The sequence below is a fragment of the Micromonospora citrea genome, from assembly GCF_900090315.1.
Lineage (GTDB): Bacteria > Actinomycetota > Actinomycetes > Mycobacteriales > Micromonosporaceae > Micromonospora > Micromonospora citrea.
Window position 1 is genome coordinate 5,777,860 of record NZ_FMHZ01000002.1, and the last position, 20,876, is coordinate 5,798,735.

General features: G+C 72.6%; 22 protein-coding genes. 13 read left to right on the plus strand and 9 right to left on the minus strand.

Annotation, left to right across the window (positions count from 1 at the left end; genetic code table 11):
* The first annotated feature begins 25 nt into the window (after positions 1–25).
* Complete coding sequence (locus tag GA0070606_RS26405) at positions 26–922, plus strand: phosphatase PAP2 family protein (protein ID WP_176737420.1); 897 nt, start codon at positions 26–28, stop codon at positions 920–922.
* Positions 923–977: 55 nt separating this feature from the next.
* Here GA0070606_RS26405 and GA0070606_RS26410 read toward each other — a convergent pair whose 3' ends face one another.
* Positions 978–1,430, minus strand: coding sequence for a YbhB/YbcL family Raf kinase inhibitor-like protein (locus GA0070606_RS26410; protein WP_091105559.1), 453 nt, complete (start codon positions 1,428–1,430; stop codon positions 978–980).
* Positions 1,431–1,529: 99 nt separating this feature from the next.
* Here GA0070606_RS26410 and GA0070606_RS26415 point away from each other — a divergent pair, with 99 nt between their 5' ends.
* Positions 1,530–2,219, plus strand: a complete 690-nt coding sequence (locus GA0070606_RS26415; protein ID WP_091105562.1) for a maleylpyruvate isomerase N-terminal domain-containing protein — start codon at positions 1,530–1,532, stop codon at positions 2,217–2,219.
* Positions 2,220–2,258: 39 nt separating this feature from the next.
* Here the strand turns inward: GA0070606_RS26415 and GA0070606_RS26420 are convergent, their stop codons facing one another.
* Positions 2,259–3,143, minus strand: a complete 885-nt coding sequence (locus tag GA0070606_RS26420) for a DUF1028 domain-containing protein (protein WP_091105564.1) — start codon at positions 3,141–3,143, stop codon at positions 2,259–2,261.
* A gap of 138 nt (positions 3,144–3,281) precedes the next feature.
* On the opposite strand from GA0070606_RS26420, the gene GA0070606_RS26425 reads away from it, so the two are divergent.
* The 5 genes from GA0070606_RS26425 (at position 3,282) to GA0070606_RS26445 (ending at position 8,426) form a co-directional block, all read left to right on the plus strand.
* The gene (locus tag GA0070606_RS26425; protein ID WP_091105568.1) at positions 3,282–3,710 is read left to right on the plus strand and encodes a Fur family transcriptional regulator; all 429 of its coding nucleotides are present in this window, start codon (positions 3,282–3,284) and stop codon (positions 3,708–3,710) included.
* Positions 3,711–3,733: 23 nt separating this feature from the next.
* Positions 3,734–6,010 (plus strand): catalase/peroxidase HPI, encoded by a 2,277-nt coding sequence (gene katG / locus GA0070606_RS26430; RefSeq protein WP_091105571.1) that lies wholly within the window; start codon positions 3,734–3,736, stop codon positions 6,008–6,010.
* Between the two features lie 199 nt (positions 6,011–6,209).
* The gene (locus tag GA0070606_RS26435; RefSeq protein WP_091105573.1) at positions 6,210–7,184 is read left to right on the plus strand and encodes an LLM class F420-dependent oxidoreductase; all 975 of its coding nucleotides are present in this window, start codon (positions 6,210–6,212) and stop codon (positions 7,182–7,184) included.
* Positions 7,181–7,972 carry an SDR family oxidoreductase gene (locus GA0070606_RS26440; protein WP_091105576.1) on the plus strand — a complete coding sequence of 264 codons (792 nt, stop codon included), beginning with the start codon at positions 7,181–7,183 and terminating at the stop codon, positions 7,970–7,972. Before GA0070606_RS26435 ends, GA0070606_RS26440 begins: the two co-directional genes overlap by 4 nt.
* 25 nt (positions 7,973–7,997) lie before the next feature.
* On the plus strand, positions 7,998–8,426 hold the full coding sequence (locus tag GA0070606_RS26445; protein ID WP_091105578.1) for a protein-tyrosine phosphatase family protein: 429 nt from the start codon (positions 7,998–8,000) through the stop codon (positions 8,424–8,426).
* Between the two features lies 1 nt (position 8,427).
* Here GA0070606_RS26445 and GA0070606_RS26450 read toward each other — a convergent pair whose 3' ends face one another.
* Both GA0070606_RS26450 and GA0070606_RS26455 read right to left on the minus strand, forming a co-directional pair.
* Positions 8,428–9,555: a threonine synthase gene (locus tag GA0070606_RS26450; RefSeq protein ID WP_245724813.1), complete on the minus strand. Its 1,128-nt coding sequence runs from the start codon at positions 9,553–9,555 to the stop codon at positions 8,428–8,430.
* Positions 9,556–9,612: 57 nt separating this feature from the next.
* On the minus strand, positions 9,613–10,278 hold the full coding sequence (locus GA0070606_RS26455) for a helix-turn-helix transcriptional regulator (RefSeq protein ID WP_091105580.1): 666 nt from the start codon (positions 10,276–10,278) through the stop codon (positions 9,613–9,615).
* 280 nt (positions 10,279–10,558) lie between these two features.
* Here GA0070606_RS26455 and GA0070606_RS26460 point away from each other — a divergent pair, with 280 nt between their 5' ends.
* The 4 genes from GA0070606_RS26460 (at position 10,559) to GA0070606_RS26475 (ending at position 13,220) form a co-directional block, all read left to right on the plus strand.
* Positions 10,559–10,750 (plus strand): hypothetical protein, encoded by a 192-nt coding sequence (locus GA0070606_RS26460; RefSeq protein ID WP_091105583.1) that lies wholly within the window; start codon positions 10,559–10,561, stop codon positions 10,748–10,750.
* 60 nt (positions 10,751–10,810) lie between these two features.
* The gene (locus GA0070606_RS26465; RefSeq protein ID WP_091105585.1) at positions 10,811–11,476 is read left to right on the plus strand and encodes a hypothetical protein; all 666 of its coding nucleotides are present in this window, start codon (positions 10,811–10,813) and stop codon (positions 11,474–11,476) included.
* 345 nt (positions 11,477–11,821) lie between these two features.
* Positions 11,822–12,634 (plus strand): SDR family NAD(P)-dependent oxidoreductase, encoded by an 813-nt coding sequence (locus tag GA0070606_RS26470; protein ID WP_091105588.1) that lies wholly within the window; start codon positions 11,822–11,824, stop codon positions 12,632–12,634.
* Positions 12,624–13,220, plus strand: a complete 597-nt coding sequence (locus GA0070606_RS26475) for a TetR/AcrR family transcriptional regulator (RefSeq protein WP_091105590.1) — start codon at positions 12,624–12,626, stop codon at positions 13,218–13,220. The genes GA0070606_RS26470 and GA0070606_RS26475 overlap by 11 nt, the downstream gene beginning before the upstream one ends.
* Before the next feature lie 244 nt (positions 13,221–13,464).
* Here the strand turns inward: GA0070606_RS26475 and GA0070606_RS26480 are convergent, their stop codons facing one another.
* Both GA0070606_RS26480 and GA0070606_RS26485 read right to left on the minus strand, forming a co-directional pair.
* Positions 13,465–13,890: a hypothetical protein gene (locus tag GA0070606_RS26480; RefSeq protein WP_176737421.1), complete on the minus strand. Its 426-nt coding sequence runs from the start codon at positions 13,888–13,890 to the stop codon at positions 13,465–13,467.
* A 457-nt stretch (positions 13,891–14,347) separates the two neighbouring features.
* Positions 14,348–14,707 (minus strand): hypothetical protein, encoded by a 360-nt coding sequence (locus GA0070606_RS26485; protein ID WP_091105593.1) that lies wholly within the window; start codon positions 14,705–14,707, stop codon positions 14,348–14,350.
* A 328-nt stretch (positions 14,708–15,035) separates the two neighbouring features.
* Here GA0070606_RS26485 and GA0070606_RS26490 point away from each other — a divergent pair, with 328 nt between their 5' ends.
* Entirely contained in the window at positions 15,036–16,601 is a 1,566-nt protein-coding gene (locus GA0070606_RS26490) for a hypothetical protein (RefSeq protein WP_091105595.1), read from the plus strand.
* 452 nt (positions 16,602–17,053) lie between these two features.
* Here GA0070606_RS26490 and GA0070606_RS26495 read toward each other — a convergent pair whose 3' ends face one another.
* The 3 genes from GA0070606_RS26495 to GA0070606_RS26505 form a co-directional block, all read right to left on the minus strand.
* Positions 17,054–17,545: a hypothetical protein gene (locus GA0070606_RS26495; protein ID WP_091105598.1), complete on the minus strand. Its 492-nt coding sequence runs from the start codon at positions 17,543–17,545 to the stop codon at positions 17,054–17,056.
* A gap of 646 nt (positions 17,546–18,191) precedes the next feature.
* Positions 18,192–18,869: a response regulator gene (locus GA0070606_RS26500; RefSeq protein WP_091105601.1), complete on the minus strand. Its 678-nt coding sequence runs from the start codon at positions 18,867–18,869 to the stop codon at positions 18,192–18,194.
* Positions 18,866–19,963: a sensor histidine kinase gene (locus GA0070606_RS26505; RefSeq protein WP_141721810.1), complete on the minus strand. Its 1,098-nt coding sequence runs from the start codon at positions 19,961–19,963 to the stop codon at positions 18,866–18,868. The genes GA0070606_RS26500 and GA0070606_RS26505 overlap by 4 nt, the downstream gene beginning before the upstream one ends.
* Positions 19,964–20,120: 157 nt before the next feature.
* Here GA0070606_RS26505 and GA0070606_RS26510 point away from each other — a divergent pair, with 157 nt between their 5' ends.
* Positions 20,121–20,867 (plus strand): hypothetical protein, encoded by a 747-nt coding sequence (locus GA0070606_RS26510; protein ID WP_091105605.1) that lies wholly within the window; start codon positions 20,121–20,123, stop codon positions 20,865–20,867.
* The last annotated feature ends 9 nt before the right edge of the window (positions 20,868–20,876 follow it).

The window sequence follows — 20,876 nt, forward strand, 5'->3', positions numbered from 1 at the left end:
GCCGGGGCGGGCCGGCCGTTACCGTGTGCGGGTGCGAGCGACGCCGAGGGGTTGGACCGCGGTCTGGTTGGTCGTCATGGCGATCGTCCAGGCGGCCGCCCTGTTGGCCGTCTGGCGCGTCGCCGTGCACACCGAGATCGGCCAGTGGGCCGACACCGTCGCGCTGACCGGAAACCGCATCGGCCAGGACCGCATCGACGGCCCGGTGGACCGGATCCTCAACGCCATGTCGGTCGTGTCGCTGCTGGCCGCGACCGCGGTGATCGGCTTCATCGCGCTGATCCGGGGCCGCATCGCGCTCGCCGTCACGGCCACCCTGCTGATCGCCGGCGCCAACGGCGCCACCCAGGTGCTCAAGCACGGCCTGGCCCGCCCGGACTTCGGCATCGACCCGGAACGGATCTACGCCGGCAACAGCCTGCCCAGCGGGCACGCCACGGTCGCCGCGTCGGTCGCGGTGGCGCTGGTGCTCGTGCTGCCGCGCAAGGTGCGGGCGCTCGGCGCGTTCCTCGGGGCCGGCTACGCCGCGATCGCCGGGGTGGCCACCCTCTCCGCCGGCTGGCACCGGCCCAGCGACGCGGTGGCGGCGTTCCTGGTGGTCGGGGTGTGGGCGGCCCTGGCCGGGCTGCTGCTGCTGGTCTTCCAGCGGGAGCAGGCGCAGGTGGAGCCGGCCGACGCGCACCGGGTCGCCGCGACGGTGCTCGGCGTGGGCGGCGTGCTGGCGGCGGTGGCCAGCGTGCTCGCGCTGGCCTGGCTGGTCGACACGTACGGCACGCCACCCGTCCTGCCGGCCGACCTGGCCCGCCGGCCGCTGTTCGTCGGCTACGCGGGCAGCGCCGCGGGCATCGCCGGGACGATGGGCGTGGTGATGGCGCTGGTGCTGGCCGTCGTGCACCGGCTGGTGCCCCGCGTGAAGGGCTGACGGCGCTCCGCCGCCCGGTCGGGCCGGCCCGGCGTCCCGCGCGGCCGGCCCGGCGTCAGCGGGAGAAGGTGCCCACCATCGTCCCGCTGGCGATGTCCCGCTGCACGAGGGCCCGGTGCACGTCGGCGGCGCGCGGGGTGTCGGGCAGGTCGAGGGGTCGGTCCAGCGCGTAGAGCCGGAAGAAGTACCGGTGGGGGTCGTCGCCCTGCGGCGGGTGCGGGCCGCCCCAACCGGTCGTGCCGAAGTCGTTGGGCCACTCCCGGCCGCCCAGGGGAACCCCGCCCTCGGGGGCCCCGGCCGCGCTCGGCGCGATCCCCGTCACCAGCCAGTGCAGGAACGGGGCCTTCCCGGCGTCCGGGTCCTCGACGAAAAGGACCAGCTCGGTCGCGGACTCCGGCACCTGCGACCACTCCAGCGGCGGTGACACGTTGCCGCCCTCGCGGGAGAAGCGGCTCGGCAGCATGTCGTGGTCGTTGAACGCGGTGCTGCGCAGCATGATCCCGGCCATCGGTGGCGCTCCTCTCCTCGGCCCGGCGCGCGTACCCGCCCGACGCCCGCCGAAACGGGCCGCACGGGCGGGACCGGCGGTGTGGAAGGATCTTGAAGGCTGCGGGCGGAGGGAGATCCGGTGGAGCGGGAACGGGCGGCGTTCCGGGCCGAGTGCGAGCGGCTCGGCGAGGCGCTGCGCGGCGTCGACGCGGCGGATCTCGACCGCCCCACCGACTGCGACCCCTGGACGGTGCGGGAGCTGCTGGCCCACGTGCGCACCGGCGCCGGGCGGCTGACGGACATGCTCGCCGCGCCTGCCCCATCCTGCGCCGAGGTGGACGCCGCCGGCTACTTCGGCGCGGCGAAGTTCACCCCGCCGGTGGACGCCGCCCGCATCGACAGCGGCCGGCGCGAGGCCCGGGAACTCGACGGCCCGGCCCTGGTGGCCGACTTCGACCGGGCGTGGCGGGCCGCCCTGGCCGCCGTGGACGCCCAGCCGCCCGGTCGGCTGGTACGCACCCGCCACGGCGACGCGATGGCGCTTGTCGAGTTCCTGCGTACCCGCGTGGTGGAGGTCGGGGTGCACGGCCTGGACCTGGCGACGGCGCTCGACCGGGAGCCGTGGCTGACCCCCACGGCGGCGGAGGTCGTCGCCGAACTGCTGACCGGCGGGGGGCCCGTCCCGGCGGAGCTGGGCTGGGACCGGCTCACGCTGATCCGCAAGGCGACCGGCCGGGCGCAGCTCACCGACCGGGAGCGGGCCGTCGTCGACGCGGCCGGCTTCCGCTGGCTCTCCTTCGGCGGCTGAGCCGGGCGGAGGGTTCGGGCAGACCCGTCCGCCGGACCGTCAGGCGTCGGCGCCCAGCGGATCCGTCCCCGGGCGGGGCGCGGGCACGCGCGGGACGGCCTTGCGCAGGTGGTCCAGCACCACGGGGTCGATGCGGCCGGGCACCAGCCGCTCCTCCAGGTTCTCCATTCCGGCCCAGGCGAACAACGCCTCCTGCGGCCCTTCCGCGTCGACCGGCAGGCCCAACGCGGCCAGCAGCGCGCCGACCTCGGCGGCGACCGCGCCGGTCAGGTCGAGCAGGGTGGCCGGGTCGGGACGGCTGAACAGCAGGGTGTGCACGGCGAGCAGCCGACCGAGCTCGGTCACCGGGTCGGGGTGGTCGTCGACCCGCAGGTCGACCAGGACGTCGCTGGTGCCGCCGTACCCGCCGCCGCGCTCGACGACCAGCAGCCCGGCGCTCTGCCGGCCGCGCCGGTCGCCGCCGGCCTGGTCCCCGGCGCGCAGCGCGGCGAGCAGCCGGTCGGGGAACGGCAGCGCCGCCCCGCCCAGCCAGGCGTCGCGCAGGGCGTCGACGACCTGCGGGCCGGCCAGGATGTTGCCCTGCGCCGCCCAGCCGTCCCCGGCCTGGCCGCCGGCCCACGGGTGGCAGGCCGGGCCGGTCCAGGTCGCGCCGGTGCCGGTGGCGGCGACCACGCCGAGCTGGCGGTGGTCGCGGTCGGGGTCGGCGGCGACCAGGCCGGCGACCACGTCGGCCGCGGCCACTCCGGTGCGCAACAGGGTGAGCCCCTGCGGCCGGTAGGCGAGGTTGACGTGCGCCTGGGTGGCGAGCGCGCCGATCTCGGCCTCGGCGGCCGGGACCAGGGCGCCGGCGGCCAGGAAGCGGCTGGCCACGACGACGCCGTGCAGGCGGCCGTCGTCGGAGCGGGCGACGAGCGAGAAGGTCACGCACGGAGACTAGCCGCCGCGACCACGTACGGTCACCGCCGCCGGGTCGTGGGCTGCCCGGAGGGCCGCGGCGGACACGTGCGGGTCGACACCTCCGAAAACTTGATTGATTCCAAAAAAGTGAGCTAGGGTCGCCGCATGACGTCCGACTTCGAGGCCGAGTTGCGGGCGGTCTCGTTGCGCGTGACCCGGCCCCGGTTGGCGGTGCTCGCCGCACTGCGCGACCACCCGCACATCGACACCGACGCGGTGATCGCGCTGGTGCGCGCCCAGCAGCCCACGGTCTCCCACCAGACGGTGTACGACGTGCTGCGGGCGCTCACCGACGCCGGCCTGGTGCGGCGCATCCAGCCGGCCGGCGCGACCGCCCGGTACGAGTCCCGGGTGGGGGACAACCACCACCACATCGTGTGCCGCTCCTGCGGCGCGATCGCCGACGTCGACTGCGCCGTCGGCCAGGCACCCTGTCTCACCGCCTCCGACGACCACGGCTTCGTGGTCGACGAGGCAGAGGTCGTCTACTGGGGCACCTGCCCCGACTGCGCGACCGCACGCACCTCCCACTGATCCACCGGTTCGGAAGGAAGTAGATGAGCGACATCCAGGACAACGGCCCCGCCAGCGCCCAGGGCGTGGACAAGAAGGCGGCGGCCGGTTGCCCGATCGCGCACGACTCCGTGACCTCTCACGGCAGCGAGAGCGAGAACCCGGCGATCGACTCGCCCACGCCGAAGACGGGCGGGCGTCCGCGCACCAACCGGGACTGGTGGCCCAACCAGCTCGACCTGTCGGTGCTGCACTCCCGCTCCTCCACGGCCAACCCGCTGGGCAGGGACTTCAGCTACGCCAGGGAGTTCGCCAAGCTCGACGTCGAGGCCCTCAAGCGGGACATCGTCGAGACCCTGACGACCTCGCAGGACTGGTGGCCGGCCGACTTCGGTCACTACGGCGGCCTGATGATCCGGATGAGCTGGCACTCCGCGGGCACCTACCGCATCCACGACGGTCGCGGCGGCGCCGGCGACGGCGGCCAGCGCTTCGCCCCGCTCAACAGCTGGCCCGACAACGCCAACCTCGACAAGGCCCGCCGCCTGCTGTGGCCGGTCAAGCAGAAGTACGGCCAGAAGATCTCGTGGGCCGACCTGCTCGTGCTCGCCGGCAACGTCGCCCTGGAGTCGATGGGCTTCAAGACCTTCGGCTTCGGCTTCGGCCGGGAGGACGTCTGGGAGCCCGAGGAGATCTTCTGGGGCCCGGAGGACGCCTGGCTCGGCGACGAGCGCTACGTCTCCGAGAAGGAGATGTCGCCGGAGGTCGGGGCGACCGAGATGGGTCTCATCTACGTCAACCCGGAGGGCCCGCGCGGCAACGCGGACCCGATCGCGGCGGCGCACTTCATCCGCGAGACCTTCGCCCGGATGGCGATGAACGACGAGGAGACCGTCGCCCTCATCGCCGGCGGCCACACCTTCGGCAAGACCCACGGCGCCGGCGTCGCCGACGACCACGTGGGCCCCGAGCCCGAGGCCGCCCCGTTGGAGGCGCAGGGCCTGGGCTGGCTGAGCACCCACGGCAGCGGCAAGGGCGGGGACACCATCACCAGCGGTCTCGAGGTGACGTGGACCGACCGGCCCACCGAGTGGAGCAACCGCTTCTTCGAGATCCTCTTCGGCTACGAGTGGGAGCTGACCACCAGCCCCGGCGGCGCGAAGCAGTGGGTCGCCAAGGACGCCGAGGCCATCATCCCCGACGCCCACGACCCGTCGAAGAAGCACAAGCCGACGATGCTCACCACCGACCTGTCGCTGCGCTTCGACCCGGCGTACGAGAAGATCTCGCGCCGCTTCCTGGAGAACCCCGACGAGTTCGCGCTGGCGTTCGCCAAGGCCTGGTACAAGCTGCTGCACCGCGACATGGGTCCGGTCAGCCGCTTCCTCGGGCCCTGGGTCCCGGAGCCCCAGCTGTGGCAGGACCCGGTGCCGGCCGTCGACCACGAGCTGGTCGGCGACGCCGACGTCGCCGCGCTCAAGGCGAAGGTCCTGGAGTCGGGCCTGACCACCGCCCAGCTGGTCACCACCGCGTGGGCCTCGGCGGCCAGCTTCCGCTCCACCGACAAGCGGGGCGGCGCCAACGGCGCGCGCATCCGGCTGGAGCCGCAGCGCAGCTGGGCGGTCAACCAGCCCGAGCAGCTCGCCACGGTCCTGGAGACCCTCGAGGGCATCCAGCGGGAGTTCAACGCCGCAGGCGGCGCGCGGATCTCGCTCGCGGACCTGATCGTGCTGGCCGGCTCGGCCGCCGTCGAGAAGGCGGCGCGTGACGCCGGCGTCGAGGTGACCGTGCCGTTCCACCCGGGCCGCACCGACGCCAGCCAGGAGCAGACCGACGTCGACTCCTTCCGGGTCCTCGAGCCGCGCGCCGACGGGTTCCGCAACTACCTGCGTGCCGGCGAGAAGACGCAGCCGGAGGTGCTGCTCGTCGACCGCGCCTACATGCTCAACCTGACCGCGCCCGAGATGACCGTCCTCGTCGGCGGCCTGCGTGCCCTCGGGGCCAACACCGGCGGCACCCGGCACGGCGTCCTGACCGACCGGCCCGGCGTGCTCACCAACGACTTCTTCGCCAACCTGCTCTCCCCGGGCACCCGGTGGAAGGCGTCGGAGTCCGAGGAGCACGTCTACGAGATCCGGGACCTGGCCACCGACCAGGTGAAGTGGACCGCCACGGCGGTCGACCTCATCTTCGGCTCCAACTCCCAGCTGCGGGCCCTCGCGGAGGTCTACGCCAGCGAGGACGCGCGCGAGAAGTTCGTCGCCGACTTCGTCGCGGCCTGGACCAAGGTCATGGAACTGGACCGGTTCGACCTCGCCTGATCCGGCTCCACGTGACGAGCTCCGGTCGATCCGTCAGCGGATCGGCCGGGGCTCGTCCGTCGTCGGGGTCGGTCGGCGGCGCGACCGCCGTGGTGCGGCGGCAGTTCCGGTCGCCTGTGCCGCGGGTGGGATGGTCCACGGGATCTTGCCCAGCGGCGCGGAGAGCGGGCACCATCGACCGATGACGACGCGATGGGGCATGACGGTGCCGCTGGACGGCATCCCGCTCGCCGAGCACGCCGCGGTCTACGCGGCCCTCGACGCCGCCGGGTTCACCGACGTCTGGTCCGCCGAGGTCAACGGGGCGGACGCGTTCACCCCGCTGGCGCTCGCCGCCGCCTGGCAGCCGAGGCTGCGCCTGGGCACCGCCATCGCGCCGGTGTTCACCCGGGGGCCGGGCCTGCTGGCGATGAGCGCCGCCGCGCTGGCCGACGCCGCGCCCGGCCGGTTCGCGCTCGGCATCGGCGCGTCCTCGCCCGTCGTCGTCGGCAACTGGAACGCCGTACCGTTCGACGAGCCGTTCCGGCGCACCCGCGACGTGCTGCGGTTCCTGCGCGCGGCCCTGTCCGGCGAGACCGTCGACGGCAAGTTCGACACCTTCGCCGTACGCCGCTTCACGCTGGACCGCAAGCCGGCCGTGCCGCCGCCGGTGCTGCTCGCCGCGCTGCGCCCGGGAATGCTGCGGCTGGCCGGCGCGGAGGCCGACGGCGTCATCCTCAACTGGCTCGGCGCCGACGACGTGCCGCGCGCGCTGGCCGAGGTGGGCGAGCGGCGCCCCGGCTTCGACGTGGTCGCCCGGATCTTCGTCTGTCCGACCGAGGACGCCGCGCACGCCCGCGCCCTGGGCCGCCGGCTGATCACCAGCTACCTCACCGTCCCCGCGTACGCGGCGTTCCACCGCTGGCTCGGCCGCGAGGAGACGCTCGGGCCGATGTGGCGGGCCTGGGACGCCGGGGACCGGCGCGGCGCGGGCGCGGCGGTGCCCGACGAGGTGGTCGACGCGCTGGTGCTGCACGGCTCGCCGGAGCGGTGCCGCGAACAGGTCCGCCGTTACGCCGACGCCGGGGTCGACGTGCCGGTGCTGGCCCTGCTTCCCACCCCCGAGCTGGCCGCGGGCGGCGCGAAGGCGCTGGGCGACGTGATCGCGCGGCTGGGCACGGGCGGCGCGCGGTGAACCTCACCGACCGGGTGGCGGTGGTCACCGGCGGAGCCGGCGGCATCGGCGCGGCCCTGGCGCGGCGGTTCGTCGCCGAGGGCGCGACCGCCGTGGTGGTCGCCGACCTCGACGCCGACGCCGCCCGCGCGGTCGCCGACGGCATCGGTGCGGCCGCCCACGCCGCCGCCCTCGACGTGACCGACGAGGAGCAGGTCCGCGCGCTGGTCGCCGACACCGAGCGGCGGTACGGGCGGATCGACCTGTTCTGCGCCAACGCCGGCGTGGCCACCAGTGGGGGAGTGGAGGTCGACGACGCCGGCTGGGAGCGCGCCTGGCGGGTCAACGTGCTCTCCCACGTCTACGCCGCCCGCGCGGTGCTGCCGGCGATGCTGGCCCGGGGCGGCGGCTACCTGCTGCACACCTGCTCGGCCGCGGGCGTGCTGACCGCGGTCGGGGACGCGCCCTACACGACCACGAAGCACGCCGCCGTGGGCTTCGCCGAGTGGCTCTCGGTCACCTACCGCGACCAGGGCGTCCGGGTCAGCGCCCTGTGCCCGCAGGGCGTGGACACGCCGATGCTCGCCGAAGGGCTGGCCGCCGGCCACCTCGGCGCGCGGGTCATCGCCGCCTCCGGCGCGGTGCTCACGCCGGACCAGGTGGCCGACTCGGTGATCGCCGGCCTGGCCGAGGAGCGGTTCCTCATCCTGCCGCACCCCGAGGTCGCCGCGTACGCCCGCCGCCGCGCGGAGGACCCGGACGGCTGGCAGTCCGGCCTGCGCAAGCTCGTCCGCCGCCTGCGGACGTAGCGCCTCGACACAGGGGCGGGCGACGATGGCCGGCCTGCGTGCGCTCGCCGTCGTCGTCTGCCTGCTCACTGCGGCGGAGCCGTGCGAGTTGGGCCTGGACGGGGGGCGGGACGCGGCCCGTCGCGCCGGTCTGGACTTCGTCTGGTTGCCCGTCGCGGATCGCGGAGTTGCCGACGCCGCCGCATTCCTTCCGGTGCTGGGCGACCTGGTCCATCGTCTCGACAGGGGCCACCACGTCGTCGCGCACTGCCGCTTCCGGATCGGGCGGGCGTCCCTCCTCGCCGCCGCGTTGCTGACCGCGCACGGCTGCGACCCCGATCGGGCGTGGAAGCTCATCTCCGCGGCCGGTGGGCACCGCGTCCCGGACACTGATGATCAACGCAACTGGATCCGTCAGTACGTCCTCATCGGTCGACGGGAGGGACGGGACCCGCGCAGCGGTGCCCGGTCTTGAGTCATGCCGGTACCTGCGTGTCATCGAAGAGCACCGTCATTGCGTTGGTGGCCTTGAGACCGGAGCCGGTGAGCAGCACGACCGTGGTCTCGCCGGGGCGGATCGCTCCCTGGGCGGCGAAGGCGTCGATCGCCGCGGCGGCTGTTGCCGAGGTGGGTTCGGCGTACAGGCCTCGGCTGGTGAGGCGGCGTAGGGCGGCGGCGATGTCGGCTTCGTCGATCGTGGTGGTGTCGCCGGCGGAACGGCGGATGGCGTCGACGACTTCAGCCAGCCGGACTGGTTCGCGGATCGCGGTGCCTTCGGCGATCGTCGGCCCGAACGACACGTCGGACAGTCCGCTGAACGCGGCGTGGATCGGGGCACAGCGGGCGGGTTGGGCGACCAGCAGCCGCGGTAGGCGCGCGATGTGCCCCGCGGCGAGCAGCTCGCTGAAACCGAGGTCCATGCCGAGGACGGTGCTGCCTGCGCCGGCCACGGTGACGACGGCGTCCGGGGCGGTGAAGCCGAGGTCTTCCCACAGTTCGTAGGCGAGGGTCTTGGTGCCCTGCAGGAACAGCGGATGCCAGTTGTGGCTGGCGTAGCAGGTGGTCTCGGCGTCGCGTAGGGCCTGCCGGGCGGTCGCGTCGCGGCCACCCGGCACCAGGGTGAGCGCGGCACCGAACGCCCGGGACTGCAACACCTTCGCCGCGGAGGTCGCCTCCGGGACGAGTATGCGGGCGCGGAGCCCGGCGGCGGCGCAGTACGCGGCGACCGACGAGCCGCCGTTGCCGGAGCTGTCCTCGATAACGGCGTCGACACCGGCCTGGGCCAGGTGCGACACCATCACGCTGGTGCCGCGATCCTTGAAGCTGCCGGTCGGGTTGAACCACTCCAGCTTGAACCGCACCTCGTGCTCGCCCCACCGGCCGGGAATCAAGGGGGTGCAACCCTCGCCCAGCGACACCGGGTGGGTGACCCGGCCGGGCAGGGCCGCTCGGTAGCGCCACAGTGACCGGATGGGGCCGTCGATGTCGCTGGGACCGATGCCGGGCCGGGGCGTCATCGTCAGCGGGGCGCCGTCGTCACCGCGCCACCGCAGCGCGTTGAACGGGTAACTCCGGCCCGATCTCGGGTCCAAGTACGTGTCCACGGCGACCTCCCACCGGCTAAGATGATCAGTCTAGCATTGGACAAAAAATCCAGACGATCATCCGTTTCGGGCGCGGGTGAGGGTGGCGTAGAGACCAGATCGGGACACGCCCAACTTCGCCGCCACCCGAGGGACCGCGTTGCGGACACTGAAGACGCCGCGCGCATCAAGGGCGCCGACCAACCGGATGCGTTCCTCGGGGGTGAGTGTGGCGACCGGCTTGCCCAGTCGAGCCTCCTCCGCGGTCACCATGGCGTCGAGGACCTCGTCGAAGTCGTCGGTGAACGTTGTCGTGGCGACCTGCCGCGTTTCAGCTCCGATCAGGTGGTTGACGAGGCTGCCGACCTGCCGTAGCGGCATGATGTCGAGGTTGATGCACAGCGCGGCGAACACGTGCCCGTTCGCGTCGCGCAGCGGCATGGTGGACGACTTGATGACTTTGCCGTGCGGGGTGCGGTTGACGTAGTTGAGGTCGTTGACCGCGTCATCGCCGCGGGCCAGCATCGACAGGCCGATCTCGCTCATCGCGCCCCCGACATGCCGGTTGGTGACCGAACCGGCGATTGCGACGACCGAGCGTTCTGGGCGCCGGTAGTCGTGCAGCACGACCTCGCACCAAGGTCCGAAGGTCTCGGCGATGCCCTCAATGACGGGCCGCAGAGCGTCGAGAATCGCGTCCTGCGATGTGTGGGCCGCGACGGCGGCACGGCGGTCGTCGAGCATCCCAGCAGTCTCGCAGCACACGCACGAGGACCAAACCCGTGCCCCTGATCGCGCGTAATCTCCGGGCGCACCGCGCCGCAGGCTCCGACGCAGCGGATGACACAAGAACCCGAGCGGCAGCCGCGGCCCCGCCGAACGGGCGACCCGCGTCAGGCAGCTGCTCGCGGCGTCCAGATGGGCGGCCATCTCCGACACCGCCTACGACCTGGGCGCGGACCAGCACTACGACCACATCAAGCCAAGGAAGCAGTCTGCACCACCGCAGAGGCGCAGCGCGATCGTGCTCGACAACCACTCCTCGCGCCTGACCACGAGAAAGGACACCCGCACCGGCGACCGGGCCACGGCCGACACCGTCGACACGTCGTACTGGGTGATGACTCTCTGCTATGCCCCGCTGTTGCTGTGGGGTCCGCTGCTCGCGGTGGTGACCTTCGCCTATTACCGGCGCCGCCGCCACGAAACCCGATAGCCGCCACCGAGTATCCCGACCGACCAGTCACTGTCGACCAATCTCCGAAAGGGGCGAACCTTGCGCACCAGAATCACCGCCACGCTAGCCGCACTCACGACGCTCACCGTCGCGGGCGCCATCGGCACCACCACGGCGGCCACCGCCGGCACCGAAACCGGCGAGGCGCCGGCCGGGCCAGACATCGCCAGCGTCACCGGGGCCGCAGACGTACGCCTCACCTACCAGCGCGACGACGACATCCGGTCGTTCGCGTTCGACGCGCACGCCGCCCCCTACACCAACGGTCCGATTCCCACCGCCGATGGTCGGACGTTGCCCGGCGCGCCCAACGACGCGACCGGCACGGTCAAGATCACACACCATGCGGCGCAGTGGGATATCACCTTCACGGCCGAGGGCCGCGTCGACTCCATGGTGACCGCGCCCGGTTACGCGACCCTGACCGCGGTCATCACCACCGTCAGCCCCGGCGGGCCGGACTACTGGATCGGCAAGCGCTTCGGATTCAGCGTCTACGACGCCGGCAAGGACCGCCCCCGCCGCTTTCGCGACCGGGTCGGATTCTCCTGGGAGTTCATGAACATGACCAGGAACGCGAAGGGCGAGTGGGCCGAGTCCGAGGTCGGCACCAGCATGGCGCCCGCCCCGTTCGCACCCGTCGAGGCCGGCGGTTACACGGTCACCCACGCTGACCTGCCACCCGCGCCGAAGGACCGGTCGTAGCGACCCCGACGGTCGTTGTCGACGTGGCGACCTGACCCGAGGTGAGACCTCCGGCGAGGTGTGCGGCGCTGACGCCCACCTCGCCGGAGGTCTCACCGCCTGCCGCAACGCCCGCCTGTCGTGGCGTGGCCCGACCATGTGGTGGTCAGGAAGCGGTACCAGCGGCGCGGTCGCCTGACGTCGACCACGGGGACGGCGCAGCGGTGCGAGCCGTCGGTCATCTGGCGGAGGGCTCACCCGCACCTCGCGGTGTGGTGACTCGCCGGGGCTCGGACGGCTGAGGGCTCATCGCCAACTGAAATACGTTCTAGAAATACGCTCTAGATTCCGGTTAGGCTGACGGTCATGGCGAAGACGGCGGTCGTGACCGGAGCCAATCGCGGCATCGGGTTCGCGGTGGCCACCCAACTGGTGCGACAGGGCTGCCGGGTGGTGCTGGTGACCAGGAACCGGGTGCGGGGCGAACAGGCGGTGGCGGCGCTGGCGGCGTCCCCTGACGGCGCGGGCGGCTCGGCGGAGCTGGTCGTGGGCGACCTGTCGGTGCTGTCGTCCGTCCGGGCCGTCGCGGCCGAGCTGCACGACCGCTGCGAACGAATCGACGTGCTGGTGCACAACGCCGGCGTCTGGCCCACCCGGCTGGTGCGCACCGAGGACGGGTACGAACAGTCGTTCGCGGTCAACCACCTCGCGCCGTTCCTGCTCAACCACCTGCTGGAGGAGCGGCTGGGGAGGGTGGTCCAGGTCAGCGCCGGCCTCTGCGTCAGGGGCAGGGTGGACCTGGACCGTACGCCCCACGGCGAGAACTTCCACCGGATGCGCACCTACTGCGACACCAAGCTCGCGAACCTGCTCACCGTGCCGCTGTTCGCCGAGCACTGGAAGAATGCCGGGGTGACCATCGACGCGGTGCACCCCGGCGTCATCAGGACCGACCTGGGAGATCCCGGCGGCGTGCCCGGCCTGCTGCTCAAGGCGGTCAAGCGCCGGTGGGAAGCCCCGGCGGTCGGCGCGGCGCGGGTCGTGCGCCTGGCGTTCGCGCCCGGCGAGGGGTCCGGCCGCTACTTCGACGGTGACCGTCAGGTGCCGCTCGCGCCCGTGGCGGACGATCCGGTCCTGGCGCGCCGGCTGTGGGATCAAGGGCTGGCGCATGTCGCCTAAGCAGCAGCGGGGCGAGGCGACCGCCGAACGACTGCTGGCCTCGGCGCTGGACGTGTTCGACTCGGCCGGCCAGCCCGGCTTCACGGTCAACGCGGTGACCGCCGCCAGCGGGGTCAGCCTCGGCAGTCTCTACCACCATTTCGGCAGCTTCGACGGGCTGGCCGCGGCGCTGTACAGCCGGTGCATGTCGGCGCTGTTCGACGAGCTGATCGCCGGACTGAGCCGGGCCCGGACCGCCCGCACCGGCGTCCGCGCCATCGTGCTGGCCTACCTGCGCTTCACGGAGGTCAACCCGGCCGCCGCGCGGTTCATCCACGCCTCGGCCTACGCCGGCTACCTCGCCGCACACGCCGAACAGGTGACGGCCGCCAAGGCGCCGTTCATGGCGGCCGTCGCCGACTGGCTGCGTCCCCGCATGGCGGCCGGCGAGATCGCCACCCTGCCGGAGCCGCTGGTCGAAATGCTGCTGATCGGCCCGGTGGCGGAGACCGCGCGCCGGTGGCTCGCCGGCGTACCGGGCATCGACCTCGAGCAGGCGGCCCGCGTGCTGCCCGACCGGGTCTGGCGTTCGCTCGCGGCGGACTGACCGCAGCAGCCGACGGCCGGTCAGACCCTCCACGGCCCGGTGGGGCGGTCGGCCGGGTGGCGGCTCGTCGTCGGACGCGTCTACTGCTTCCCGTGGCGGGAACGGCGGTCAGCGTCCGGAGCCCGTACCCGGCTGAGCGCGTCGCGCCGATCGTCGCGGCGGAGGTGGCCGCCGAGGGCGATTGAGCCTTCGGGTGATCGCCCTGGACATCGACGCCTGGTTCGCGCCACAGCCGCCCTACCGATCAGGCTCGATGGCGTTCATGGAAGCGCCCCAGCCGGCCCGATCGTGACCCGTGCAGCCAGGGCGCAACCTTGGGCGCCGCGACGATCAGGGCGACCGTGAGTGCGGCGATCACCGCCTGCCCGATCCGGCCCGGCGTGACCCCCGGCGCGGTGTCCAGCACGTAGTTGGCGTAACCGTTCGCCGCCGCGTCGCTGCCGAGCACGGCACAGGCGAGCAGCAGCCCTTCGGTCCGGCGCAGTGCCAGCAGCAGCGCCGCGAGCGGGTCGAAGACCGTCAGCGAGGTGAAGTACAGCATCAGCCAGGTGGGGGTGGACGGGCCCGGGCCGCCTGGCCGGACGCCGAGCAGGTCGCCCAGGTGGACGATCCCGCCGTATGTGAGGAGGCAGCCGGCGGCGATCACGACGACCCCTACCCACCCGGGCACGCCGGCCCACCGCCGGTGCGATGTCCGCCTCGCCGCGCCCACCGGCCTCCCGTCTCCGAAAACTGGCCGTGCGCTACGAAACCACCCTGACCACCGCCGCCATCAACCGGTACCCCCGGGGCCTACGAAACACGGGCTGGTAGCGAACCGTCAACTTGTCGCACCGAGCGGTTACGGGCCGGATGGGCTTGGGCCCGACGTGCGGGCTTCTTCCGTCGCTTCCGCTGCCTAATCCCTGGTCGATCAGGGCCCGGCGCCTCTGGCCCCTGCACGAACTGTCCCGTGAGCTGCGGAAACGCTGCCCTGGGCGCCAGTGGCCCAGGGCAGCGTGGCCCCGGATTTCATCCGCGTCGATTCGGCATGGGCGACCGGTGGCGGGCTGCCGCGCATCGTCTCCGCGCCGGAATCCGACCCTGCTCAGCTACTCGCAAGGAGCGGCCGAGGACTCCGCGGGATCCTAGGAGTGGATCCGGACACATGCGGGTGAGATCTGGGTGCCGTCGGTCCATCGCGCCGCAACGCACACGTAGCTGTTGTTGGCGAGGTGCCGGTTGATGTTGAGGCGGACCTGCGTCGTGTCGGAGGGGGTCCCGGGGTCGCCGTGACCACGGTAGTAGATACCGTCGCCCCACACCTCGATCTCCAGGTAGAGGCCGGTCCGGTATCGGATGGTCCCGACGATGTAGTTGACGTAGGTGCCGCTGCCGTTGACGTACACGCAGCGGTCGACCGGGTAGCCCGTGTAGGTGCAGCCGCTCGCGCTGGCAGCTGCCGGCTGGGCGAGCCCGAAGACGCCTGCGATCAGCAGTGTGAGCACAACGAGGATCGAACGGCTTCTCGGCCTCGACCCCGCGCCCCGAAGTGCGGCGTCTGTGATCGGATGTGCCCGCTCGACGAGCATTGCCTTCATGTGAATCTCCCGACCTCGAATGTGGTGGATGACGGTCGGCCCTCGGGTTCGGGGGCCGTGCAGACAGGATCCGCGCTGCTGTCCGGTAGTGGCCGAGGCGTTGCGCACGGTAGTCCGCCGTGCAATAAATGGCCGCGTGGGAGCTGGGAGGAGCACCACGGGCCGCCGTGGCCGCCCGTACCGGGCGGTTGCCGGACCGGCCGACCGGCCGCGCCTGCCGGCGCACCAGCACCGAGTGGGCTGGCTGCTGCGGGTCAACCGGCTGTACGGGCGGAGCGAACGGTGGCTGCGGTCGGCGGCATTCGCCGAGGCGTTCCAGGGCGGCTGCTGGCCCGAGCACGCCAGCCTCTATCAGGTATCCCGCTGGGAGACGGCGGCGGTGCGCGCCCCCTACCTGGCCGTCCGCCGATACGAGGAGCTACTGGACCTGCCGTCGCATCACCTCGTCGCGCTCGTGGACACCATCCACCGTTACACGGCGTCCACCGAGAACGTGTTGCCGGCGCTGGCGCGGGCGCCCGACCGGTCCGCCGCCTCGGGCCGCCTCGACGAGCTCGTGGACCGGGCAGCTTCCTCGACGGCGCTGCTGACCGGCGTCGAGTGGGACGAGCTGACGCGACGGCTGTCGGCCGCGCCGGGGGTGGTGATCAGCCCGCACCGGGCCTGGGCGGACATCGCCGAGCGGCTGCTCAGCGAGACCATCGTCGCCGACGGGATCGCCTGGATGCAGCGGTACGAGGCGCTGAGCCGGCTCCTGGCGCACCCTGTCGGTCAGCAGGCGGCGGTCGCCGCGTGCGCGAGTCTCGCGGCGGACCGCACGAACCAGGTGTTCGTCGAGACGGTGAGCGTGCTGGATGCCAGCGACCATCCCGACGCGAACCGGCACGTGCTCCAGCAGCTCGTTCACCCCACCAACGAACGCGCCCAGTACGGCGCCCTGCGGGCCAGCGTCCGCAAGCTGCGTTTCGGGCATTTCACCGCAGTCGAGATGCCGCGCCTGGTGGCGATCATCCAGGAGCTGACCTTCGACACGACCCGGCGCGACGACCTCCAGCCCTTGGCGGCCGAGCTGCTACGCCGCCTGCCGGACACGATCTCGTCGGCGAGCCGCACCAGGCTGCTGGCGCTGGCCGCCGATCCGATCCTGGACCAGGTGCTCCGTGCCGGTCGGTTGGCCGATCGGGAAGCGAGCCGACGGTTGGTGGCCCGGCTCGCCGGCACGGTGGTAGCGCTGATGCCGCGCGACGTCCCGCAATTCCGCGACGACGTGCTGCCGACCCTGTTGGACGAGATGTTGTTCAGCCCAGTCTTCGACGTCCGGCTACTGGCGGCGATCACGGTCAGCGGAACCCCGTACCGCCGGCCGCTCGCCGCCACGCTCGCCGCGGAGTTGGCCGTCCCGGCGGTGCTGGGCGCATCGGTTGCGCCCGCCATCATCGAGGCGCTGCGAGTGCTCGGCGGGACCGAGCAGCGCGCGGCGATCGAGCGGCTCATCACCGTGAGCGGCGTGCCGGCGCGGGTCACGGTCGCCGCGGCGCAGGCGATCGGGCACGTCGGCGGGCGCAGCGAGGACCGGTTCTGGAGGCAGGCGATCACGTACCACGCGGGGCTGTGGCGGCGTACGCGGCGGCCGGCCAGCGCGGCGGCGCTCAACGGCCTGACCTACGGCCTGGGCATGGCCCGCAACCGGGGCGTGCTGCACCGGCTACGGGCCGACGACCGAATGCCCGAGCAGGTGCGAGCCGCCGCCACATGGTGGCTCAATCTATCGACGGTGGTGTACGAGGGCGCCAACCGATAGGCCTCGCCTCAGCCGGCCCAGCGAGGCGGGCGGGAGTGCGCGGCCTCGGCGCGCTCGTGGTTCTGGTCGATGTGGGAGAGCTCGTCCCGGGGCCAGTACCGGCTCGCTGGGAAGGTCGTCGAGGACCGCTACCGGTTCGGCGTCACCGCGGTGACCCTCGCCGAGACCCTGGCCGTCGTCGACGATCCAAGGGACCGGGCCGCGCGCCAGCAGCAGTCTCTCCGGAGAGCCGGACGAGCGCTCGGCCGCCGCTCGTGGCTCGCCAGCCGACACCGGCCAGCGGTGGTGGCCGGTGTCGGGAAAGTCAGCCGTCCCGGTCGAAGCTGCCCAGCAGGGCGCCCGCGTGGCGGGGCGGGTGACGGTCGGCGTCGTCATGATCCGAGGGTGTGCGAGCGTTCGAGGAGGCGGAGCATCGGCCGATGGAACTCGTCGCGTGGGTCGCGGACGATCCGTCAGCGGTCCGCGTGGCGGACGCCGCGCAGGCGGCCGTACGCCCACGCCGTCAGCGCGATGAGGCCCCAGAGGACGAGGGCCCAGCTCGTCGGTGGAGTCCAGGCCGACAGTGATCCCGCGATGTCCGCCTCGCTCAGCGGGGCGCGCGGCTGCGTCCCCGACAGCGCCAGCGCGGCGAAGCCGGCGGCGACGAGGCCGCACAGCACCGGTACGACGGCACGGCGGAACATGACCGCGGCGAGCAGGGCCGTCGTCAGCCACAGGGACGCCCCGGACAGGAAGGCGGCGGCGGTGGTGGCGCGGTCGACCGGAGACGGTTCCTCGCCGAAGAACGGCGCGGAGGCGACGATCGCCGCGTACCAGGACCACACGGCGCCGGGCAGCGCCAGGACCAGCAGGATCCAGGGCTGCGCCCAGTGGCTTCGTTCGCGGGGAGCGGAAGGCTGTGCGACGGCGCCGTCGTGCCGCCCGCCCTCCTCTGCGCTGGTCATTCCCCGATCATGGTCCGGTACGGCGCGGGCCGCCTGAGTGGCCGTACTCAGCGCGCTCGCCCTCGCGCGCCCGGGGCCGCGCCGCGACACGTCCGGCGGCGGGGGCGCGGGGCCGTGCGCGGCTCGTCGCGCGCGCCGGGGCAGCGGTCGACCCGTGGGCGCTCGCGGCACGTGTCGACGAGCGCCGTCGCCACCCTCAAGGGCTAGAAGATGATCCTGGCCAAACTCCGCTGCAGCCCCCGACCGCGCCATCGCGGTCGTCCGAGCCATCCTCGTCCTACCTGACGTCTCGACCAGCCGAAACCCACGATGAAAGGCGTTCGGTCACACTTCGTGGACCGGAACCCGGAATCGGGATCTGGCTCAGATTTCTTGGCGGTCCCGATTTGGCATGTGGGCCTCGCCCCATCGGATAGGAATCAAGGTCACGGGTCCACACCACGCGGCCTCCTCGTTGTTCAATCGCTGTCGGCGAAGGACTGTCCTCGCTTGGTGATGGGCCGTGTTCCATCCCTGCCGAGGTTGAAGATGGACGATGGTGCCTCTGGGTCCACAATGGGGGATGGCACGGACGTTCCGGGCCGACGTTCGTCCAGTTGCGGAGTGCGGACATCGATCGGGGCCCGGCGAGATCGTCAGGCGGGTGTCAAGCAGAGCCGGCGGGCGCCGCGGTCACCAGGCCGGTCTCGTAGGCGACGATGACGAGTTGCGCCCGGTCACGGGCGTTCAGCTTGGTGAGCAGCCGGCCGATGTGCGATTTCACGGTGGCCATGCTGAGGGTCAGGTGAGTGGCGATGTCGGCATTGGACAGGCCGCGCGCAATCAGCGCCAGGATCTCGCGCTCGCGATCGGTGACCCCGGTCAGCGTGCGATGGAACGAGCGGGACGGCCGGGGCTGGGCACCGAACGCGGCGATGAGCCGCCGGGTGACGCTGGGTGCGAGCAGCGCGTCGCCTGCGGCGACGACGCGGAGGGCGGTGAGCAGGTCGGCGGCGTTGGCGTCCTTGAGCAGGAATCCGCTGGCGCCGGCGCGGAGCGCACCGTAGACGTATTCGTCAACGTCGAAAGTCGTGAGGATGAGCACGCGAACGTCACCGTTCGTGGCGCAAATTTCCTTGGTGGCCTCGATACCTGTCATATCCGGCATGCGAATGTCCATCAGGGCCACGTCGGGGCGCTGGGTCGATGCGAGTTCGACGGCTTCGCGACCGGTCCCGGCCTCGCCGACCACGGTGAAGTCCGGGGTTGTGTCGAGCAGGAGGCGGAGGCTGTCGCGCAACAGCACCTGGTCGTCGGCGATGAGGACGCGGATCGGGTCGGTCACCGCTGGCCACCTTCGACGGGCTGGGCGGTGGGTAGGCGCACGGCCACCGCGAACCCGCCGGACGGGCGTGGCGCGGCGTGCAGGCTACCACCGTAGGCGGAGACGCGTTCACGCATGCCACGCAGGCCGTATCCGGTCGCGTCGGTGGCACCGGACGCGGTGCCGTCGTCGGCCACGTCGACGGTGACCGCGTCTGCGTCGACTGCGACGCTGACCGTGCACCGCGTGGCCTTCGCGTGCCGGATCACGTTGGTCAACGCCTCCTGGACGACGCGGTACACGACGAGCCGGATCCCGGCCGGCAGCGCAGCTTCGCCGACGAGCGTCAGCTCCACCCGGATGCCGGCCTGCTCGGCGCGATCGACCAACGCACGCACGTCGTCGGCGGAACCCACCGGCAGGTCAGGATCGTCGTTGGCGCGGAGCAGGCCCAGCGCGCCGCGCATCTCCACCAGCGCCTCCCGGCCGACGGCCTCGATGACCTCCAGGGCCGTCACACTCTCCTCGGGGCGTGCCGCGGCGACGTGACGGGCGATGCTGGCCTTCATCGCGATCACACTCAGGTTGTGGGCGACCGTGTCATGCAGGTCGCGAGCGATGCGCAGCCGCTCCTCCGCGACCGCACGCGCCGCCCGCTCGTCGGCCAACCGCTCTGTGAGGTGCCGCCGGTGCCGGACCAACCGGCCCACCAGCCAGGGGAGCGTGACCGCCGGCATCGCCACCAGCGGCGCCGACGGCGCCAGAAACGCCAGCACGCCGGCGCCGGCCAGCCCGGCGGCGAGCACGGACCCGGACCGCGTCGCCGGCAGTTTCGCCGCCACCGAGTACTGGGTCAGCGCCACCGCCGCGACCAGGCTCACCGCAGCGTACGGCGGTATCACGTCGTAGCCGAGCGCGGCGACGGACGCGGTGAGCGTCACCAGGGCGGCGATCAGCGACCACCGGTCGCGGACGGCGATCGGCAGGGCGACGGCGCCGATGACCGTCCAGTGCCACCACGGCGGCCGGCCAGCCTCGGTCACCGCGACACCGCACGCCGCGAGCACGGCGAGCGCCGCCATAGCGTCGACGACCTGCCACCGCAACCTGATCACGCCGCAAGGCTATCGGGAGCCAACGGATTTGCCGTCGGACCCGAGGCGGTCATCCTCTGGTACTACGCGAGGCCCGCGGCCCAGCCCAACGCCGATGTCGCCGGTTGGTGTCGTGGTCCGATGTGCCACATGTGGGTGTCGCGGCAGTGTCATCGGCATGATCACAGCGACCCACGGCCGGCGGCACACCACCGCGCAGACCTTCACCTTCCCGGGCCCGTGGCTGGGCGGAACATCCCTCATCGTCGGGCCGATCCTGCTCCTGACCGGCACCCTCGTGCGGCTCGGCGTCCCGTTCTTCTTCCCGCATCAGCTCGCCGCGTACCAGCGGCAACCCGCGCTCATCGGTGCCGCGTACGCGATATTTCTCGCCGGCGTCATCGCGCTGTGGCCGGGCGTCGTCGCGGTCGCGACCCGAATCGGCGAAACCCGGCCCGGCTGGGCGCTGTGGGGCGGCAGCCTGGTGATGTTCGGCCTGTTCGCACGCACCTTCCACTACGGCGTCAACACCTTCGCGTTCTCCCTCGTCAACAGCGCGGGCCTCGACAACGCCACGCGGGCCGTCGAGGCCTACTACGGCTACCGCGAATGGGTCGTCACCAGCCTCAGCCTGTCGCTGGTCTCCGGCTGGGTGGTCCTGGCGGTCGGATGCTTCCTGTCCCGCACCCTCCGCCTGCTGCCGGCCATCGCGTTGGCGCTGATGTCCGGCCTGATGGTCGGAGTTCTCAAGGGCAGCACCTGGGCCTCGGTCGTGGAGGTGACCGGCCTGGTCGTGGCATTCGTTCCACTGGGTGTCAGTCTCCTGCGTGCCGCCGACCGCCCGTCGTCACGGACGCTCCGGCGGGTGTCGCCCCTGCTGCTGCTCTTCATCGCCGGCTCCATCGTGCTCGGCCAGCTCGGTTGACTCCGAGGC

Coding starts and splice junctions, on each gene's coding strand:
- GA0070606_RS26425 (WP_091105568.1), top strand. CDS start 3,282: ATGACGTCCGACTTCGAGGCCGAGTTGCGGGCGGTCTCGTTGCGCGTG.
- GA0070606_RS26445 (WP_091105578.1), top strand. CDS start 7,998: ATGGCCGGCCTGCGTGCGCTCGCCGTCGTCGTCTGCCTGCTCACTGCG.
- GA0070606_RS26435 (WP_091105573.1), top strand. CDS start 6,210: ATGACGGTGCCGCTGGACGGCATCCCGCTCGCCGAGCACGCCGCGGTC.
- GA0070606_RS26510 (WP_091105605.1), top strand. CDS start 20,121: ATGATCACAGCGACCCACGGCCGGCGGCACACCACCGCGCAGACCTTC.
- GA0070606_RS26475 (WP_091105590.1), top strand. CDS start 12,624: ATGTCGCCTAAGCAGCAGCGGGGCGAGGCGACCGCCGAACGACTGCTG.
- GA0070606_RS26410 (WP_091105559.1), bottom strand. CDS start 1,430: ATGGCCGGGATCATGCTGCGCAGCACCGCGTTCAACGACCACGACATG.
- GA0070606_RS26495 (WP_091105598.1), bottom strand. CDS start 17,545: ATGACCAGCGCAGAGGAGGGCGGGCGGCACGACGGCGCCGTCGCACAG.
- GA0070606_RS26470 (WP_091105588.1), top strand. CDS start 11,822: ATGGCGAAGACGGCGGTCGTGACCGGAGCCAATCGCGGCATCGGGTTC.
- GA0070606_RS26455 (WP_091105580.1), bottom strand. CDS start 10,278: ATGCTCGACGACCGCCGTGCCGCCGTCGCGGCCCACACATCGCAGGAC.
- katG (WP_091105571.1), top strand. CDS start 3,734: ATGAGCGACATCCAGGACAACGGCCCCGCCAGCGCCCAGGGCGTGGAC.